The following is a 19,433-nucleotide window of genomic DNA, read 5'->3' on the forward strand; positions in this document are numbered from 1 at the left end:
GTGGTTTGCATTTTTACAGAAAAAATTGAATATCCTATTATTTTTTTACGTCAATCGCTGAAGTAATATCGTTCCAATCAGCAGCTAAATTAGCAGTTTTACCGTACCAATCAGCATGTTTAAATATAACACCTTTTCCATAGCCTTGTGTAGAAGTATGCTCCCAAAGTGTCGTTGAATAACTTGCTGAAGGCGATGCTGTACTTACAGAGGAAATTCTGTCGTTCCAGCTAGATGGTAAGTTTTTAAAGCCGCTGCTCCAGTAAATATATTGGCCACCTTTATCTTTATGTTCATAAAAATCAGTACTACCAGCACCGCTACCTAAAGGATTAATTTTATTTTTAAGTACTTTTTTATCCTTTTCAATATAAGCATCTAATGTTTCGCGGCTAGTAAAACCATAAGCTAGCCAATCTCCATTTTCATTTTGCTCTGGTAATACCATAGTAATTTGGATGTCTTTCTTATCTTGATCACTTAATTTTGTAAGAGAATTAACATTCTGTTCATCCACTTTTAAATAATCAAAAGACTTAATTGTGTTACTTTTTTCTTCAGCGCTTACTGCACCTAATCCCCCAGTTAATGCAAATCCAGCTACTAATGTCCCTGCTACTAATTTCTTCAACATATAACCATCCCTTTTTGTTTAGATTTTTGTACAGGTGAATATTTGTACTAGTAAAATGTATTCTAATTATCAACTATTGTAAATATTCTGAAGTTTTAGAAATAAAAGGCGGAATATTTATAGTTTTGCATTTTTTCTTTAGAAAAAATAGTTATTGGAATGATATAATAAATAGATATATCGCTTTTGTTAGATCTTAAAATATTTTAGGGGGAAAGTTTTTGAAGTATTTTAATAAAGATTGGTATAAAGAAATGCAAGTATCTGGTTTTTTAAATTTCCCAGAAACAGTAGAAGAATGGGAAGAGATGTTGCGAGAGAGCGAAAAGGTAGGAATGGATTATAAGCAAAGTTTAAGAGAAGACGTGGAAGAAAAGAAAGAAGATTTATTAAAGTTCCTCCCTAAATCACTGCATCCATACATTCATGACAATACAATTAATTCAGAATACCCAACGGAAAAATTAAAGAGACTTATGCTTGAGTGGACAAAAGATTATGAGAAAAGAATGAATGATTTAGAGCAAGCCTATATAGATAATTATAATTCTATAAAAGAAAAGCTCGCGCAGAATGTCGTTCAACTACATGAATACTCACTACATGACAGTGTAGTCAAATCAGTGGAGAAAAAATCAGAAGCTACGCTAATTATAACTTTAGATTGCAGTGGTACTTTCAGTGAATTTGATAAACTACAAGCAACTTTTACAGGAGTAACGAAATGTTCTATCCCGGAAAATTTTGAAGGTGCTTGGTGGTTATGTCATGAAATAGATCTTATTCATGAAGGATTTGAATTGGGTGTTTTATTTGATTGCCCATTTGAAGAAGTGACGATTTGTGCAAAAGATGTATTGCTTAAGATAGGTAACTAGTAAACTTTACAAACAAAAAACAGTCTTATTTGACTGTTTTTTATTTAGTTGCTAAATTATCAAGTTTCCAATATGTATCTGTTAACGGCGCAGATTTGCTATCTATGTATAAATACATATTATTTAAATCTTTTGGTGAAGTTTTCATATTAAATACAATGTCGGTAGTTAAAGAAAACTCAGATGGAACCTTTTTAGCATTTTCATTTTGTATAACTTCACCTTCGTATTTTTCACCCGTTTTTTCATCTTTTATGAAATATTTTATTTCTGAAAGATCTATCGTTTGTCCGTCAGCACGAGCGTTATTTATAGTAACACGAGCTGTGAGACGCCACTCTTTGTCTATTTTTTCGAATTTAGCATTTTCAACAGTTGCTCTATAGTATTCATTTTTAACTATTTCCCCATAGTGCATTGCATTCTTTTCAAGAGCGCTCTTTTCTTGTTTCGGTGCAGTATTCCCACTACATCCTGCCATAAGTCCTGTAAATAATAATGCTGTACAAGTTACTTTCATTATAGATTTCATAATAATTCCTTTCTGTATTAAAAAGTAAAACATAGGAATAATTTTACATGAATAGGAAAGGAAATGGAAGCATATTTGCAGAATATGCAAATATGCATTTATTTTGTTGTCAAGTTAATGGAATAGAAAGAGGGAGAAAGCTGAATAAAACAGAGTGAACAAGAATTAAAAATATTGTAACACGGAAGAGACATGCATATAATTAAAATAAAGATAAAGTTTCAGAATCTTCAATGACGGCGGTGGATACATGTTTACTGAAGAGCGCAGAGAGAAAATTTTAGAATTACTTAAGAAAAACGGAAGGGTAATTGCTAAAGATCTTGCGGAAAGTTTCGATATGTCTATTGATTCTATAAGAAGAGATTTGTCTATTATGGAGAAGGATGGCTTGTTAAAAAGAACACATGGAGGTGCAATCGAACTTACTAGAGTAAGAAATTTAACTGCTGAACCATCGAAATGTTATCGTGATAGTTCACTAGGTGAAGAAGCGATTGCGAAAGTTGCTGCATCCTACATACAAGAAGGAGATTCCGTTTTTATTGGTGGAGCTTCTATCCATTATGCCATGTTAAAATATTTACCTGAAACATCATTTACAGTGATTACGAATGCTTTAGAAATTGCTAGTAAGTTAAGGGAGTATAAGAATGTAGAAACATATTTAATTGGTGGAAAGGTGAAATCATCAGGAAATATGACAGATACACTTGCCTCTGAAATGATCAATAGATTGTCTATTGATTTGTATTTCTCTACAGGTGGCGGCATTTCATTGGATGGTATAAGTACTGCCACGCCGGAAGTTGCTTATTTTGGAAAAACAGTAAGTAAAATTGCTAGAAGAAATATTTGTTTAGCTCCGCATACTAAACTTGGAAGAGATTGCTTTATAAAAGGAGAGTCACTGAGAGAAATTGAACTTATAATAACAGATGAAGAAGCTCCTAAAGAAATAATTCAACAATTTGAGAAACAAGGCAAAGAAATTTTGATAGCATCAATAGATTGCATTTAAAAGGAGTTTAAAATGATTATAAAAGAACAAGAGTTTCACATAAATGGATTAACTTACACAATTCGTTCAGCAGCTGAAACGGATGCGGAGCAATTATCGAAGATTAGAGTTCAGATCGATGGCGAAACTGAAAATATGGATAGAGAAGCTGGAGAGGGATTTATAGATAAAATAGGTTTTCAAAAAATAATAAAAGCAGATAGTGAAGAGGTGAAGAATCTCTTTTTAGTTGCAGAAGTGCACAACCAAATCGTAGGGTTTTCAAGATGTGAAGGGTCAAATTTGAAAAGATTATCCCATAAAGTAGAGTTTGGCGTTTGTATTTTAAGAGAGTTTTGGGGATATGGAATCGGGAAGAGTCTCATGCAACAATCTATTCATTGGGCTGATGAAAATGAGATTAAAAAGATATCATTACAAGTATTAGAGACAAACGAAAAAGCCATTCAGCTATATAAAAAATTAGGTTTTGAAGTAGAAGGTATTTTAAAAAATGATAAAAGGCTGTCGGATGGGAAGTATTATAATACGGTTGTAATGGGAAGGTGTATTTGAGTCTGTTCATTAAAGAGGTGGAAATGTATGTTTTATAGAAGAAAGTACTATATAGTAAAAAATGAATTTATTAAAATTTTTAATGATCATTTCAATCATACGAACTTACCTAATCAGTTAAAGCATGGCTCTAGGCTAATAGGACGCTGGATGAAAGATAATAAGAATGGTACGACTGAAGTGTTTGCCATATGGGAATATGATAGTTATGAACAGTATAAAGAAATAGAATCAAAGATTAGAAATGACGAGAAGCATATTAGAAAAATACATGAATGGTATGAAAAACATGGCGGAAGGGAATATGTTTTACAGGAGTACATAGTAGAGATGAAAAACGAAGAGTTAGTATGTACTGTAAAGTGATAGAGAGGTGAGAGATAGTGGGAATGAAAACAAAATTATATTTTAGTGTAGCATCCACAATTTTATTTGCAATAGCCGTAATTATTTTCTTTATAAACGGTAATCCACAAATGTGGTTTTGGTTATGTATTTTCTTTGCGTCCATTATACAAAACATAGTGCTACTAAAAAAGAATAAAGAAGTGCATTAAGATATTCAAATTATTAACATATTTGTGTCGTCTTTCTAGTTTTATTGAAAACGCTTTTATTCAGTTTTATAATAAAGGTATGTTTTTACAGATCTCCAAAACAATGAATAGGGAGATGATACAATGTTAGCTTCACCGTTTTACTTACATACATGGAAAAAGTTTGTTGATGAAGGGGTCCTTGATTCGAACCGTATGAACGAGAGAATTTCAGAGTCATGGCATCGATGTAAACAAGCAAATGTGAATCCTCATATGAATAAAGGTCAGAAAATTTTGTCTTCTAAAGTTTTTCAAGATCAAAAGAAAAAGAGTGAAATCTTCCTCGATATAGCAATACCTCAAATACAAAATATGAGAAAAACCATTGATGAACTGCAAATGTTGGCATTATTAATTGATCCAGATGGTTATGTTCTATCGTTAAGTGGAAATGAACAAACATTGAAACGAGCAAAACATATTAACTTCATTGAAGGTGTGAAATGGACGGAAGCAGCTGTTGGTACAAATGCGATAGGAACAGCGCTTGAGATTGAAGAGGCTATTATGATAAGTGGTACAGAGCATTATTCTGTCGCATCTCATAGCTGGAGCTGTGCGGCTGCTCCCATTCATAATGATGACGGGAAATTAATTGGAGTTCTAGATTTCTCTTGTCCCATTGAATTTTCCCATCCGTATATGCTCGGGATGGTAACTTCGATTGCACATGCGATTGAACGTGAATGTAGTATTCGAGTGCATCAAAATGAATTACATTTAATCCATCGTTTTTTAGATGTAATTGACAGTGATGAACAAGTTGTAATTTGTAATCATCGTAATGTTATCGTTTCTGCAAGCAAGAGGGTTCGGGAACGAGTATGTAATTGGTCACGGATGAAACTTGAAGATTTAATGCACTATGGATTGAAAACTAAATTAGAAGTTCCAGTATACAGTAATAATAGAATGATTGGGAAATGTATTTATGTAAAGGGAAATAAACAAGTAAAATCATTTTCAACGTCCCCATTTATAAATGGCATCACTTTTCCTGGAGTAATTGGGACAAGCAGTGCATTTCAACATACTTTAGAAGAAATTAAGCTCGTATCACCAACTGACGCAAGTGTATATGTTTGTGGTGAAACAGGTGTAGGGAAAGAATATGTAGCGAGAGCGATTCATGAAAATAGTCCAAGAAAAAATGGCCCTTTTATAGCTGTTAACTGTGGTTCATTACCGAAAGAATTAATGGAAAGTGAATTGTTCGGTTATGCTGAAGGTGCATTTACAGGTGCGCGGCGCCACGGATATAAAGGGAAATTCGAACAAGCAGACGGAGGGACAATATTTTTAGATGAAATTGGTGAAGTGCCGCCAGAGATGCAAGTCGCATTATTGCGTGTTTTACAAGAACGAACAGTAACCCCAATTGGCAGTTCAAAAGAGATACCAGTAAATATTCGTATTATTACTGCGACACATAAAGATTTATTGCGATTAGTTGAGGAAGGCAAGTTCCGCCAAGATTTATATTATCGTTTACATGTTTATCCACTATATGTTCCATCGTTAATAGAAAGAAAAGAGGATATTCCTTACTTCATACAACATTTTTGTGAACGAAAGAATTGGAATGTTGCATTTCCGAAGAGCATTTGTAATCAGTTTTCACAGCATACATGGCCCGGAAATATTCGAGAATTATTAAATGTATTAGAACGCATTTACATTTTGTCGCAAGGACGAGAAATATGCGAAAAACAAATCTCTTTTTTATTACAAACAATGATGGGAAATCAACCTCATTTTGAATTGCAAGCAGAAAATAAAACAGAGAAAACATTAAATTTCCGTGAAAAAATACAGCGTGATAGCATGATTGAAGCGCTAGAAAAGACGAACGGAAATGTTTCGTTAGCTGCAAAACTGTTAGATGTACCTCGAAGTACATTTTATAAACGAATGCAAAAATATAAGTTATAAAGTAGATTTTTGTAATCTACTTTTTCTTTGTGGGCTCATGTTCTGTCGGAATGTGCGCTTACCGGGGAAATAATAAAATAGTTGAAAATAAATTTCCGAAAGGGGGACTTATGTGAAGTATATTGAAATTGGTATTGGAAATAGGTGGTTCGTTCGAACAGAAACTGAAAATAAAGATGGAACTGAATTTGAAGAACGAGGAATTATAAAACCTATTTATTTTGAGTCTTTATATGTACGAGTGTGGTTTCGAAAAACGTGTTTAATTTTAGATACGAAAGAAGGGTTTAAAAAGGTTAAAAAAAGGAGGATTGAATATAAATTTATTTTTGGAATTGTGAGTAGACTGGATAAAGAAAAAGTGGGCTAACGTGCGAAGTTATATTGACCAGGAAATTCTTTTGACTTATATCAAATTCATGAAAAGCACTTTTTATAAATATAAATTGTTAATAAAACCGCTAAGGAAACTTAGCGGTTTCTTTTTAAAAAGGGAGGATTTGCGTATGAATAGGATCGTAACTGTTTTACTTGCAATTATTATAATGGGGTATTCTATTTATAGTTGGAATGATACTTCGGAACTGAGTATGTTAATTTTACAAACGCTTTTAGGGTTTATGTTAGGTAGTTTAGGGGTGCAAAATTTTAAAAATAAAGAAAATAGAAGTGTGGGTATCGTTTTACTACTCGTTGCGCTATATTTAATTGTTGTATCGTTAGTAAAATATTTGGCATGAATAAGTATTTAAATGACTTATTCATGCTTTCCTTATTACGATAAATATTCTCGTAATAAAAATTAAAATTCCACTTGTATTTCACTATATAAAATATGGCATAATGATTTAGTTAAATAGAAATGGATAGGGTATTTGAGAGGGGCAGTATAATGAGTTTTGCAATTGAAATAGTAATAAAAGCACCAATGGATGTTGTATGTGACTACATAATAGAAGATGAAAAAATAAAAGAATGGAATACATTTATGATAGAAAATCGCTATCCTTCAAATATAGATAAAGAGAATCCACGTGTAGGAGATAAATATATTTCTGTTCAAAAAGTCGGTAAGAAAATATTGGAGGCAGAAGTAGAAATTCTTGAATACGATGCACCCCATATTATTTCACTTGGCAGTGAAATGAAGCAAGGTTATTCGGCAATGACTTATATGTTAGAAGAAGATGAGGAGGGTACAGCACTGACATTAATTTCAGAATATGAACCTAGTAATCTTTACTATAAAATTATGTATAAGTTAACAGGCTGGATTTCACGAGGTTTAACTATGGAACAAATTGAGCGTCTAGCAGAATGTGTAGAAGCTGCTTATCATAAAGAAGATTAATATTAAAGATATGTATGAAGGTAAAAGCGTTACTCAATCTCATGAGTAACGCTTTTACTGTTTAAAGATTTTTTATTGAAAACCTCAATAGCTTTTTCATACATTTCTTTATCAATACAAAAATAGCACACCTTATGTATTGAAGGTGTGCTATTTATATAAACCAGTCGTATACATTTTCGTCAATGTATGCACAATTTCTTCTAGGTTGATCTTTTTATCATTTTGCACAATCGTCCAAAGAAACATCTCATTCATCGCAAACCAAGCACGTGCTACAATTTCTTTATTCAATTTAGAATGTGCTAACCCACTTTCTTGAGAGTATGTAATATCTTGCGTAATACTGTTTATAAAGCGTTCCCGTATCTCGTCCCATTTTTGACGTATCTCTTTTGATAACCCAATTGCTTCTTCTACAACTTGTAAAATTGCTCGTTCTTTCTCTGCTAATTGTAGAAATGCTTTAACTTGATTTTGGATCATTGTACGTGCTTCTTCTGTCGTTTGAGGCGAAAAAGAGCGCTCAGCGATATTATAAAATTGATTCATAACATCTTCCATTAAAACGATGAGAAGATCATCTTTGTTTTTAAAGTATACATATGCCGTGCCATAACCGGTTTCAGCGTGTTTAATAATTTGTGTAATGGTTGTTTTCTGAAATCCATTATTAATAAAAACAATGTAGCCGGAATGTAAAAGTTTCTTTTTAGTTTCTAAGGAGCGGTGTTTTCTTGATGAAAGAGTAGTGTTTTTCAAAGAATCACCTCTTTATACTGAAATATCTGAAAATATAACTGTATTGTAAAAGAAATTCATATATAAAGTCAACTGACATAATATCATTGACGTTATATCAACTAAGGTGATATATTTCAATTAGTTAGAATAAAAAGAAAATTAAGAGAAGGTGACACCATGTATAAAGAACCATTTCAACCAACTTATGAGTATGCGCTTGAATGTGATAAACATGATGAACTGAAAGATTTTCAAACTGAATTTTATAAAAAAGAAGGAACAATATATTTAGATGGAAACTCATTAGGGCTACTTTCAAAAAGAGCAGAGAAATCGTTACTTACGTTGCTAGATTCATGGAAAGAGTATGGCATTGACGGCTGGACCGAGGGTGAGCATCCGTGGTTTTTCCTTTCGGAAAAATTAGGTGAATTGACTGCACCTCTTATTGGAGCTTTACCAGAAGAAACTATTGTAACCGGTTCCACGACAACGAATATTCATCAAGTAATCGCAACTTTCTATGAGCCGAAAGGAATACGCACAAAAATTCTTGCAGATGAATTAACATTTCCGTCAGATATATATGCACTTCAAAGTCAAATTCGTTTAAAGGGCCTAGATCCAGATGAGCATTTAGTACGAGTGAAGAGCCGAGATGGTAGAACACTTTCTGAAGATGATATTATTCATGCGATGACAGATGATGTCGCTTTAATTTTATTGCCTTCTGTACTGTATAGAAGCGGCCAAATTCTTGATATGAAACGTTTAACAGCGGAAGCGCATAAGCGTGGTATTCATATCGGGTTCGATTTATGTCACTCAATCGGTTCTATTCCGCATCATTTCAAAGAATGGGATGTTGATTTCGCTATTTGGTGTAATTATAAATACTTAAACGCAGGACCTGGTGGTGTTGCTGGCCTTTATGTAAATAAAAAACATTGTAATAGACTTCCAGGCTTGTCTGGCTGGTTTAGTTCTAGAAAAGATAAGCAGTTTGATATGGAACATACATTAACTGCAGCAGACCATGCAGGTGCATATCAAATTGGTACCCCTCACGTATTAAGTACAGCGCCGTTAATCGGTTCTCTTGAAATGTTTAAAGAGGCTGGTATAGAACGTTTACGTGAAAAATCTTTACATATTACAAGATACATGCTTAATTTAATTGCTCATGAATTAAGTGATTTTGGATTTACAATTGGAAATCCATTAGAGGATGAAAAACGAGGCGGGCATATTTATTTAGAGCATGCAGAAGCAGCACGTATATGTAAAGCGTTAAAAGCAAATGGAGTAATTCCAGATTTTAGAGCGCCAAATGGAGTGAGACTTGCGCCAGTTGCTTTATATAATACGTACGAAGAAGTATGGCAGTCTGTTATGATTTTAAAGAAAATTATGAAAGATGAAGAGTATAAGCAATTTGAAAATAAGCGAGAGGTTGTGGCATAAGTATGAAAACATCAGAGTGGATTGATATTTCACAACCTCTAAATAATGATATTGCTACTTGGCCAGGGGATACACCGTTCTCGTATGAAGTTTCATGGTCAAAAGAAGAGAGTGGTTCAGTAAATGTCGGAAAGTTAACGATGAGTATTCATACAGGTACTCATATTGATGCACCGTTTCATTTTGATAATGATGGAAAGAAAGTGTTCGATTTAGATATTCAAGTTTATGTCGGACCTACGCGAATCATTGATGTTTCTAATCTTGAAAGCATTGGGAAAAAGGAATTAGAGAAATTTCATTTAGAAGGAGTAGAACGCTTGTTGTTACGCACATCTTCACATGGTAAAGCGAATGAATTCCCAGATGTAATCCCACATTTACGTGCGGATATAGCACCATTTCTTTCAGAAAAAGGTATACGTTTAATCGGAGTGGATGTACCATCAGTTGATCCATTAGATGATAAAGAATTAGCAGCGCATCATCAATTGTTTAAACATGGTATACACATTTTAGAAAATGTCGTACTAGATCACGTAGCAGACGGTGATTATGAATTGATCGCATTACCACTTGCCTTATCAGATGCAGATGGAAGTCCAGTTCGAGCAGTTATTAGACCAATATAAGTAGAAATATATATAAAGGGGCGTTTTGCTAATATGAAAGAAAATGAAAAGGTAATTATGGAAAAAGGGATTCATACGGACTTTAAAGAGAATATGACGTACGGGGAATATTTACAATTAGATAGTTTACTATCTTCTCAAAAGAGATTATCAGACCACCATGATGAAATGTTGTTCATCGTTATTCACCAAGCAAGCGAACTTTGGATGAAGCTTATTTTACATGAGTTAAACGCAGCAATTGAATCTATTAAACAAGACAAATTACAACCAGCTTTTAAAATGTTAGCACGTGTATCAAAAATTCAGTCTCAAATTATTCAATCTTGGGATATTCTTGCGACATTAACACCATCCGAGTACATTGAGTTTCGTGACTCGCTCGGTCAAGCTTCAGGTTTTCAATCGTATCAATATCGTATGATTGAGTATGCACTTGGTTATAAAACGCCGCATGCCTTAAAAATTTATGAAAAAGATCCAGAATTACACGCTCGACTTCATACAGCGCTACATGCACCAAGTTTGTATGATGTCGCAATTCAAGCTCTTGTAAAAGAAGGATTCCCAATTCATAAAGATGTGTTAAATCGTGATATTACACAGCCATACGAAGAAGATGCAACAGTAGAAGCAGCATGGCTTGAAGTGTATGCGGATGTGAAAAAATATTGGAATTTATATCAGCTTGCTGAAAAATTAATCGATATTGAAGATTGGCTACAACAATGGCGTTTCCGTCATATGAAAACAGTAGAACGCATTATCGGACATAAAATGGGAACAGGTGGCTCTTCTGGTGTATCTTATTTAAAACGAGTACTTGATCAAAGCTTCTTCCCAGAGCTTTGGAATGTTCGTACGAAATTATAAAAACAAACCTGTCAGTTCATTACTGGCAGGTTTGTTTTTTATTTGAACCCAAGTATGTTTTAATGAAAGCTACAAGATATAATAAATTAAGTAATGATTTAATTGGAGGTAAAGTATTGGATTTCAAGCAGCTAGAAAATAAATTTGAAAAGAAAAAAGTGAATACATTTCTTGTTTATCAAAAAGGAGAATTAACAACCGAGTATTATAAAACATCCGAATGTGCAAGTAATTTATATAAAATAAATTCGATTACAAAAAGCATTGTATCTATATTAATAGGTATTGCAATCGATAAAGGATATATAAATGATATACATACACCGATTACAGAGTGGATTGAAAATGTATCTGAGGAAAAGCAGGATTTGTCTCTATATCATTTATTAACTATGACTACAGGAGAAGATTGGAAGGAGTTTGGGAATGGGGTCGTTTTCCCAAATGATTTTGTAGAATCGGATAACTGGGTGCAGTACATATTAGAAAAACCAATAATTGAAGAACCGGCTACAAAAATGAATTATAACTCAGGTTCTTCGCATTTACTTAGTTACATTATCCAAAAAGCTACTGGAATGCCGACAGAACAGTTTGCGAAAAAATATGTATTTGATCCATTAGAAATTACCGAATATGAGTGGCAGCAAGATCCGCAAGGAATACATGTCGGCGGCTTCGGAATGAAAATGAAGTCTAAAGATTTATTAAAGTTAGGAATATTATGTTTACAGAATGGGTATTGGCAAGGGAATGAAATTGTATCATCGAAATGGTTAGAAGAATCAAGTACACCTCTATTTAAAACGTATGAACATGTCGGGGCATATGGATATCACTGGTGGGTATTGAATAACGAAAGATTTCACATACCGTACTGTATGTACTTTGCTATGGGATATGGCGGGCAATACATCGTTATCATTCCGCAGTTAGAGGTCATTGCTGTAATAAGTAGTCATATGCCTAAACGTGGGCTCGTTCCATTAAAGTTATTTATCGAGCATGTACAGGAGAATTATAAGTTTGTATGAGAAGAGGAGGGACTGTATGGGGGATGTAAAAACATTATCACTATTTAGACTATGTTTAAGCCTTCTAGCATTTAGTGCAATCATTACGCAATTTATAATACGGGCACAAGTGAAACCGTTCAATCCAGTTAACTTTTTTAGTTTCTTCACTATCGAAAGTAACATTTTAGTTGCATGTATTCTCCTTTTAAGTAGTATCGGAACAGCTACATTTGGTCGATCAGAACAGTTTGGTATACTTCGTGGTGCAGCAACTGTATACATACTTACGACTGGACTCATTTATTTTTTATTATTAAGAGGGTTAGAAGAATCACTTCAAACCGCAATACCATGGGTAAATACGGTGTTACATTATATCATGCCAATCGCAATGCTTTTAGATTGGATTTTAAATCCGCCTAGTAAGAAAATCACTTGGAAACAAGCCGCAAGTTGGCTCTTATTCCCGTTTTTTTATGTTTTATATAGCTTAATACGTGGTCCAATCGCGAATTGGTATCCTTATCCGTTTTTAGATCCGAGAATAGGTGGATATGGTAGAGTACTTTTATACAGTATAGGTATAGCAGTTGTAATTGGCGCTATTTGTATATTGGTAAAATTTTTAGGGAATCGAAATTTTAGAAATGAAAGAAACCCGGCTGTTTAAATTCATAACAGCCGGGTTTCTTTCATTTTATCTACTCGTTTTCTGAAACGACATTTTAATAAATTTCTCCGTCTTCGTTTCAAACTCTACATCAACAAAAATACCATATTCTTTTCCATCCTCGCGTAGCCATAATTTAAATTTTTCAACTGTTATTTGAACGGTTTTTGGTTTTCTACCTATATGAAGGTAATCAATAATCTCTGCTTTTGGGTATTGTTCTTTCGTCTTTTCTACAGCAAGTTTACCCCATTTCGCATACGGCGGCTGCGCATGAACAATTGATGAGCCTGTATATACATTTGAACATATTGTTAGGAACAGAATAACGAGTGCGACACGCTTTAACAATTTTTTCATAATGAACTCCTTTTACCTTTTTTTATATTGTTTACATACTTTTTCAACGATATTAGTTTGGATTTTTTTGTCTTCTTTACATAAAAGCGAGCCTTTTACAAAACATAACCAAGAAATCATTTCCGTAATTAAGGAGGGAAAATTATGCGCCAAAAAGCTGTTTTTAAAATAGCAGTTTTGCTTGCGTTCATAGGACTGTCTTTCATGGTCAGTAGTATACAACTAAAAAATGTAGAAGCCTTTTCTAATCAAGTCATTCAAAGAGGAGCATCTGGCGAAGATGTCATTGAACTGCAATCTCGTTTGAAATATAACGGATTTTATACAGGAAAAGTGGATGGTGTTTTCGGCTGGGGTACATACTGGGCACTTCGAAATTTTCAAGAGAAATTCGGTTTACCTGTTGATGGTTTAGCCGGAGCTAAAACGAAGCAAATGCTCGTGAAGGCAACGAAGTATGATAAGTCAATTGCTAATAAAGGAACGACAACGAATAAAGGAAATAGTGGTGGTACAGCACAAGAAAATAAACCACCTCAAAATAAAGGGACAAGTGTTCCAAATGGTTATTCCCAAAACGACATTCAGCTTATGGCAAACGCAGTATATGGAGAATCTCGTGGTGAGCCGTACTTAGGACAAGTTGCAGTCGCTGCAGTTATTTTAAATCGTGTTACAAGTGCATCATTTCCAAATACTGTTTCGGGTGTGATTTTTGAGCCAAGAGCATTTACAGCGGTAGCAGACGGACAAATATATTTAACACCAAATGAAACAGCGAAAAAAGCTGTATTAGATGCAATTAATGGATGGGATCCAACAGGAAACGCATTGTATTATTTCAATCCAGATACTGCAACAAGTAAATGGATTTGGACTCGTCCACAAATTAAAAAGATCGGGAAACATATTTTCTGTAAATAGAGCGGAGGTGGAACTATGTTACGAGGTATTATAATCGTATTATTAACAATCGGTGTAGTCGGCACAGGGTACTGGGGCTATAAAGAGCATCAAGAGAAGAATGCAGTATTAATTCGGGCTGAAAATAGCTATCAACGTGCGTTTCACGATTTAGCGTACGAGGTAGATTTATTGCACGATAAAATTGGCACAACGCTTGCCATGAATTCACGTGCATCTTTATCACCTGCATTAGCAGATGTATGGAGATTAACATCTGAAGCTCGTTCAGATGTAGGGCAACTTCCTTTAACGTTAATGCCTTTTAATAAAACGGAAGAATTTTTAGCGAATATCGGTGATTTTAGTTACCGTGCAGCTATTCGTGATTTAGAAAAAGAGCCGTTAAATGATCAAGAATACAAAACGTTGCAAACTTTATACTCAAATGCCGGAAATATACAAGATGAACTAAGAAAAGTGCAACATCTTGTTTTGAAAAACAATTTACGCTGGATGGATGTTGAGATGGCACTCGCATCCAATCGTGATCCTGCCGACAATACAATTATTGACGGACTAAAGACAGTAGAAAAAAATGTAACATCGTATTCATCTACAAACTTCGGACCTACCTTTACAAGTGCACAAAAAAATAAAAAAGGTGGATTTGAAGCAGAAGGAAAAGCAATTTCAAAAGATGAAGCGGCGAAAATCGCAAAATCGTTCTTGAATTTAAAAGGAAATGAAAAAGTAGAAGTCGAGAAAAGTGGAAAAGGTGCGAAAGAATCTTTCTATAGTGTGAAAATTAAAGACGAGGCAACGAATAATGAGTTTTATATGGATATTACCGGAAAAGGCGGATATCCAATTTGGGTTATGAATAATCGAGAAATTAAAGAACAGAAAATTAGTTTAAACGATGCAGGAAGTAAAGGTTTGAAATTCTTAAAGGACCATAAGTTTCATAATATGGAGCTTTATGATAGCTCACAATATGATAATGTTGGAGTATTTACGTATGTAGTAAATGAGAATGGCGTACGAATTTATCCAGAGGCAATTCAAATGAAAATTGCTTTAGATGACGGTTCTATCGTCGGATTTTCGGCGAAAGAATATTTAGCATCACATCAAAAACGAACAATCCCTTCGGCAAAGCTAACTGCAGCAGAAGCAAGAAAGAAAATAAACCCTGATGTAAAGGTAATGGAAGAGCGAAAAGCAATGGTAGTAAATGATTTGCATAACGAAGTACTTTGTTATGAATTTGTAGGTACTTTAGGGAAAGATACGTACCAAATTTTCATTAATGCAAATAGCGGAGCAGAAGAAAAAGTGAAGAAAATGCAAGCTGTTGAAAAAATTTATGATTAAACTTTAATGGTAAAGTGGTGAGAATAATGAAAATCTTAATATATCTATTGATGGTTTGTTTTTTTATAACTGGATGCAGTATTGGAAAAAAAGATAGTCCAAACGAAAAGCCAGAGCAAAAAAATGTTTCGATGAAAAATGTTAATTATACGAACAAGTCAAATAAGCCAAATGAAAAAGCGGCGGACCATCTAGCATCTTTAGCAGCAAGTGTGCCAGGTGTGAATGATGCGACAGCGGTAGTAGTTGGGAAATATGCTATCGTAGGAATTGATGTAAAAGCGAAACTTGATCGAACTCGTGTTGAATCCATTAAATACTCTGTTGCAGAAAGTTTGAAAAACGATCCTGATGGTGCTAATGCAGTTGTTGTAGCAGATGTTGATACGTACGAACGACTGAAACAAATTGGAAAGCAAATTAAAAAAGGAAAAACAGGCGAAGGTATACTGGATGAGTTAGCAGCAATTGTTGGCCGTGTAATGCCACAAGTTCCAAATGACATGATTGAAAATAAAGAAACGAATCCAATTCAAGATAATGATAAACAATTACCAAAAGATGAAGAACAAGAACTAAGAAAAGAACGGAATGATCAATCAAATAATCATTTGAATAAATAAAGATAACCTTAACCCTGTACTAAATTGTGCAGGGTTTTTCAATATAATATTAAATATTCAGTTTATTTTTAAGGGAATATATGGTTTAATTATTATGGGAGGGACAACTGTTATGATGAAAAAAAGCACATTAATATTATGTAGTTTATGCTTAGGTTTCAGTATGACAGCGTGTGAACAGAAGAAAGAAGTAAAAAAGCACACAGCGACTTCTTCTACTGTAATGGAAAATCAGAAGAAAGAATCTATCAATATAAATCATTTTTTAAATATAAATGAAGGAATGACTTATAAAGAAGTAAAAGATTTAATTGGTTTTGAAGGGGATTTACTCATAGAAGAAGGTGTAGAACATTCTACACAAATTAAGCAAATTTTTGCTTGGAAGGGAAGCAATCCAACTGCATTAGTTGAAATTACCTTTTTAGATGGAAAAGTACATTCTAAAATGCAGCAAGGTTTAAGCTAATAAGTTGAAAATGGGAGAGTTTAGCATGGACATACATACAGGGGAGATTCAATTAGTTCCGTATAAAGAGGAATATAAAGAAGTTATAGAAACATTTACTTTACCAAGTGAACAAGTTCAATTTACGTCGGACCCAGCTGAATTATTGAAAAAAGCAAAAAATGATCGTACAAAAAATGTCATTGTTATTTTAGATTACAATGGGGTACCTGTTGGTCTTTTTGCATTGCAAACGGGAGATAGAGTACAGGAATTCACAGAAAATGAGAACGCTTTACTTTTAACTTCATTTTCTATAAATCACAATAGGCAAAGGAAAGGATATGCTAAAAAATCACTGGCATTATTACAAGAGTTTGTACAACGTTATTTTCCGATAAAAAATGAAGTTGTACTTGCTGTGAATGAAAAAAATATTCCAGCACAAAATTTATATGAAAAAGTTGGTTTCCAAGATAAAGGTTTTAGAAGAATGGGACCAATTGGTCAACAAATCATAATGCATTTACCTATCATAAAATAACGAGAAAAAACTTACTCTTGTACAAAAGTAGTAAGTTTTTTATTTAGAAAGATATATAATATAGAATATATAAATAAAAGAAATAGAAATGAAGGAAATACAAAATGAATCAAGTTAGAAAATGGAATATTATTGGTGGAAGGGTGATAAAAACAGGAATTGCGGTTTTTCTTACAGTTCTAGTTTGTGAATTTTTCAATATTCCAACTATATTTGCTGTTATCACCGCAATTGTAACGATTGAGCCAACTGCAACAGATTCTATAAAAAAAGGACTGGTTCGCTTTCCAGCTTCAACAATTGGATCAGCGTATGCAATGACTTTCACATTTTTCCTAGGTCATCAGGCGCTTTCTTATGCGTTAGCGGCAATGTTTACAATCGTTACATGTCAAAAACTAAGGCTACACGCTGGAACGTTAGTCGCAACTTTAACTGCTGTTGCAATGATTCCCATTACGGCAGATCATTATTTTACTGCATTTTTAATTCGATTAGCTACTACATCTACTGGTATTATAGTGTCTACTGTAGTCAATTTTTTTATTTTGCCACCACACTATGTTAAAACAATTTCGGGATGTACAGAGGAGCTATTTGTTAAAACGGCAAATGTTATGGAGGAATGGCTTACTGCGTTAATGGATGGGAAAGTTATAAAAAAGGAGACAACCTATACTCTTTCTAAATTAACTGTATTATTACATAAAGCAGTACAATTTGTTCAATATGAGCAAAAAGATTGGAAATACCATCGACATACAAAAAAAGAAATGAGAAGTTTTTTACTTGTACAAAAGCAACTTCATTTATTACAGCAAATTATTTATCATATAGATAATTTAGCTCGAGCACCAATTGAAACATGTGATTGGTCACAAAATGAAAAAGAAATTTTGCGACGAACAATTCATTCTATAATTTCTATATTAAGAAATCATTGTGAAAAAATAGATGAGGAACATTTTAAACTGATTGATGAATTAGATAAGCAATTTTGGACTAATAAAAATGATTTAGCACATTGTAAACCGAATCAATATCATCATCATTTTTCAAGCAAATCTATCATTTTATTTGAAGTATTATCTATACATGATATGTTAGAGGAATTAAAACAAATATCTGAGAAATATGAGGGTGAAAATCAACTCAATTGTTCAGTTCATTAAAATGTGGAGGATTGCTATGACAATTTATATTGCATTACTAAGAGGAATCAATGTAGGCGGGCATAAGATAATCAAAATGGCTGATTTAAAACAAGCGTTTGAATCAATAGGGTTGAAACAAGTGAAAACATATATTCAAAGTGGGAATATCGTATTCAAATCTGAGGAAGATATAACATTTCTAAAGGAACGAATACAGTCTGAAATTAAAAACGTTTTTGGTTTTGATGTTCCGGTTATGTTAAGAACACATGAGGAATTTATAAACATTACAAAAAGATGCCCCTATGAAGTCAATTCATTGCGAGAAGGCGAAAGTATACATATTGCCTTCTTAGCACATGAACTTTCTAAAACAGAAAAAGATCAGCTACTTATGCAAAAAAATGAGATTGAAGATTGTTGTATTCATGAAAAAGTTGTGTATTTATTTTTCAAAAATAGCATTCGAAACTCTAAATTAATGAACCAGTTTCAGAAGTTGCATACACCAGCTACAGTAAGAAATTGGCGGACTGTGAATAAATTAAAAGCGATAGTTGAGGGGATGTAAATATAAAAAGATGAGATTTTCTGTATAAATAAAATCTCATCTTTTTATTTATATTGTTTTGCGACTATAAGTTCGACAATAGGGTAAATAAAGAATGAAGAGCACAGTGCAATAAAAAGAGGGAAGTTTTTAATCCCATTTAAATTAGCTCCCATAGAAAACCCTTCAGAGAAGAGTAATATAAGGAACATTACAACTATGAGCGTAAAATATGCAATTTTAGAGCTTTTATATGTAATTTGTTGTCCCATTTCATCCTGACTTTCTTCTGATACACCGTGGGAATCTCCCCATGTAATATGATTGATAAGGTAGCTAAGTATTAAAGCGCTTGTGAAAATTGTTCCACCTAAAATCGCACCTTCAGCGATGTATTTATAAGCCCCGTGTATAAGCACTCCAAGTAATGATAAAACGATTGTTATTAAAATGAATTTTTTGCGATTCATATGAAAAATGGCACCTCCACTGTTGTAAAAAACTCTTTACAACTATAGTATAAAATTGGAAAAGTTTAATGTCAAATACTTTTTACACATAGAGCCGAGAAAA

26 protein-coding genes are annotated in these 19,433 nt (G+C 33.4%); 21 read left to right on the forward strand and 5 right to left on the reverse strand.

Translation table 11 applies throughout. The annotated features are described in order from the left end of the window. Positions 1-37: 37 nt before the first annotated feature. Positions 38-634: a hypothetical protein gene (locus FH036_RS03730; RefSeq protein WP_139895367.1), complete on the reverse strand. Its 597-nt coding sequence runs from the start codon at positions 632-634 to the stop codon at positions 38-40. Positions 635-855: 221 nt separating this feature from the next. Here FH036_RS03730 and FH036_RS03735 point away from each other — a divergent pair, with 221 nt between their 5' ends. Then, positions 856-1,512 (forward strand): DUF4085 family protein, encoded by a 657-nt coding sequence (locus tag FH036_RS03735; RefSeq protein WP_139895368.1) that lies wholly within the window; start codon positions 856-858, stop codon positions 1,510-1,512. 40 nt (positions 1,513-1,552) lie between these two features. On the opposite strand, the gene FH036_RS03740 is transcribed toward FH036_RS03735, so the two are convergent. Continuing rightward, a complete protein-coding gene (locus FH036_RS03740) occupies positions 1,553-2,044 on the reverse strand; it encodes a hypothetical protein (protein ID WP_139895369.1) in 492 nt (163 codons plus the stop codon). A gap of 250 nt (positions 2,045-2,294) precedes the next feature. Between FH036_RS03740 and FH036_RS03745 the strand changes: the two genes are divergently transcribed. The 8 genes from FH036_RS03745 to FH036_RS03775 all read left to right on the forward strand — a co-directional run bounded on the left by FH036_RS03745 (position 2,295) and on the right by FH036_RS03775 (position 7,502). After that, positions 2,295-3,065, forward strand: a complete 771-nt coding sequence (locus FH036_RS03745) for a DeoR/GlpR family DNA-binding transcription regulator (protein ID WP_000493628.1) — start codon at positions 2,295-2,297, stop codon at positions 3,063-3,065. A gap of 12 nt (positions 3,066-3,077) precedes the next feature. Beyond that, positions 3,078-3,620 (forward strand): GNAT family N-acetyltransferase, encoded by a 543-nt coding sequence (locus tag FH036_RS03750; protein ID WP_000584319.1) that lies wholly within the window; start codon positions 3,078-3,080, stop codon positions 3,618-3,620. 27 nt (positions 3,621-3,647) lie between these two features. Then, entirely contained in the window at positions 3,648-3,986 is a 339-nt protein-coding gene (locus FH036_RS03755) for an NIPSNAP family protein (protein ID WP_000499968.1), read from the forward strand. Between the two features lie 23 nt (positions 3,987-4,009). Then, entirely contained in the window at positions 4,010-4,177 is a 168-nt protein-coding gene (locus FH036_RS26965; protein WP_078383688.1) for a hypothetical protein, read from the forward strand. A 123-nt stretch (positions 4,178-4,300) separates the two neighbouring features. Further along, entirely contained in the window at positions 4,301-6,151 is a 1,851-nt protein-coding gene (locus FH036_RS03760; protein WP_138321902.1) for a sigma-54-dependent Fis family transcriptional regulator, read from the forward strand. 112 nt (positions 6,152-6,263) lie between these two features. Continuing rightward, positions 6,264-6,521: a DUF3977 family protein gene (locus tag FH036_RS03765; RefSeq protein ID WP_000873851.1), complete on the forward strand. Its 258-nt coding sequence runs from the start codon at positions 6,264-6,266 to the stop codon at positions 6,519-6,521. 136 nt (positions 6,522-6,657) lie between these two features. Beyond that, positions 6,658-6,891 (forward strand): YczI family protein, encoded by a 234-nt coding sequence (locus FH036_RS03770; protein WP_138321903.1) that lies wholly within the window; start codon positions 6,658-6,660, stop codon positions 6,889-6,891. 152 nt (positions 6,892-7,043) lie between these two features. Further along, positions 7,044-7,502, forward strand: coding sequence for an SRPBCC family protein (locus tag FH036_RS03775; RefSeq protein WP_000006424.1), 459 nt, complete (start codon positions 7,044-7,046; stop codon positions 7,500-7,502). A gap of 150 nt (positions 7,503-7,652) precedes the next feature. On the opposite strand, the gene FH036_RS03780 is transcribed toward FH036_RS03775, so the two are convergent. Beyond that, positions 7,653-8,264 (reverse strand): TetR/AcrR family transcriptional regulator, encoded by a 612-nt coding sequence (locus FH036_RS03780; RefSeq protein ID WP_000799594.1) that lies wholly within the window; start codon positions 8,262-8,264, stop codon positions 7,653-7,655. 159 nt (positions 8,265-8,423) lie between these two features. On the opposite strand from FH036_RS03780, the gene kynU reads away from it, so the two are divergent. The 5 genes from kynU (at position 8,424) to FH036_RS03805 (ending at position 12,901) form a co-directional block, all read left to right on the forward strand. Next, positions 8,424-9,710 carry a kynureninase gene (gene kynU, locus FH036_RS03785; protein WP_044792197.1) on the forward strand — a complete coding sequence of 429 codons (1,287 nt, stop codon included), beginning with the start codon at positions 8,424-8,426 and terminating at the stop codon, positions 9,708-9,710. A 2-nt stretch (positions 9,711-9,712) separates the two neighbouring features. Further along, positions 9,713-10,342 (forward strand): arylformamidase, encoded by a 630-nt coding sequence (gene kynB / locus FH036_RS03790; RefSeq protein ID WP_000858053.1) that lies wholly within the window; start codon positions 9,713-9,715, stop codon positions 10,340-10,342. Positions 10,343-10,375: 33 nt separating this feature from the next. Next, complete coding sequence (gene kynA, locus FH036_RS03795) at positions 10,376-11,215, forward strand: tryptophan 2,3-dioxygenase (protein WP_139895370.1); 840 nt, start codon at positions 10,376-10,378, stop codon at positions 11,213-11,215. Positions 11,216-11,331: 116 nt separating this feature from the next. After that, a complete protein-coding gene (locus FH036_RS03800) occupies positions 11,332-12,249 on the forward strand; it encodes a serine hydrolase domain-containing protein (RefSeq protein ID WP_139895461.1) in 918 nt (305 codons plus the stop codon). A gap of 16 nt (positions 12,250-12,265) precedes the next feature. Then, on the forward strand, positions 12,266-12,901 hold the full coding sequence (locus FH036_RS03805; RefSeq protein WP_070806192.1) for a Pr6Pr family membrane protein: 636 nt from the start codon (positions 12,266-12,268) through the stop codon (positions 12,899-12,901). A gap of 27 nt (positions 12,902-12,928) precedes the next feature. Here the strand turns inward: FH036_RS03805 and FH036_RS03810 are convergent, their stop codons facing one another. Beyond that, entirely contained in the window at positions 12,929-13,261 is a 333-nt protein-coding gene (locus tag FH036_RS03810) for a DUF3889 domain-containing protein (protein ID WP_139895371.1), read from the reverse strand. Positions 13,262-13,405: 144 nt separating this feature from the next. Between FH036_RS03810 and sleB the strand changes: the two genes are divergently transcribed. From sleB to FH036_RS03845, 7 genes are all read left to right on the forward strand, one after another. Then, a complete protein-coding gene (sleB, locus tag FH036_RS03815) occupies positions 13,406-14,185 on the forward strand; it encodes a spore cortex-lytic enzyme (protein ID WP_139895372.1) in 780 nt (259 codons plus the stop codon). A gap of 15 nt (positions 14,186-14,200) precedes the next feature. Further along, entirely contained in the window at positions 14,201-15,541 is a 1,341-nt protein-coding gene (gene ypeB / locus FH036_RS03820; RefSeq protein ID WP_044792207.1) for a germination protein YpeB, read from the forward strand. A 26-nt stretch (positions 15,542-15,567) separates the two neighbouring features. Next, positions 15,568-16,164, forward strand: a complete 597-nt coding sequence (locus FH036_RS03825) for a YhcN/YlaJ family sporulation lipoprotein (RefSeq protein ID WP_139895373.1) — start codon at positions 15,568-15,570, stop codon at positions 16,162-16,164. Between the two features lie 112 nt (positions 16,165-16,276). Further along, entirely contained in the window at positions 16,277-16,633 is a 357-nt protein-coding gene (locus tag FH036_RS03830) for a hypothetical protein (RefSeq protein WP_000976535.1), read from the forward strand. A 25-nt stretch (positions 16,634-16,658) separates the two neighbouring features. After that, complete coding sequence (locus tag FH036_RS03835) at positions 16,659-17,156, forward strand: GNAT family N-acetyltransferase (protein WP_044792210.1); 498 nt, start codon at positions 16,659-16,661, stop codon at positions 17,154-17,156. A 104-nt stretch (positions 17,157-17,260) separates the two neighbouring features. Continuing rightward, a complete protein-coding gene (locus FH036_RS03840; RefSeq protein ID WP_044792212.1) occupies positions 17,261-18,328 on the forward strand; it encodes an aromatic acid exporter family protein in 1,068 nt (355 codons plus the stop codon). 16 nt (positions 18,329-18,344) lie between these two features. After that, positions 18,345-18,881 (forward strand): DUF1697 domain-containing protein, encoded by a 537-nt coding sequence (locus FH036_RS03845; protein ID WP_000158236.1) that lies wholly within the window; start codon positions 18,345-18,347, stop codon positions 18,879-18,881. A 44-nt stretch (positions 18,882-18,925) separates the two neighbouring features. Here the strand turns inward: FH036_RS03845 and FH036_RS03850 are convergent, their stop codons facing one another. Further along, complete coding sequence (locus tag FH036_RS03850; protein ID WP_001080323.1) at positions 18,926-19,330, reverse strand: DUF2178 domain-containing protein; 405 nt, start codon at positions 19,328-19,330, stop codon at positions 18,926-18,928. Positions 19,331-19,433 lie beyond the last annotated feature (103 nt).

The organism is Bacillus sp. CD3-5 (assembly GCF_006349665.1).
In the GTDB taxonomy this organism is placed as follows: Bacteria; Bacillota; Bacilli; order Bacillales; family Bacillaceae_G; genus Bacillus_A; species Bacillus_A paranthracis.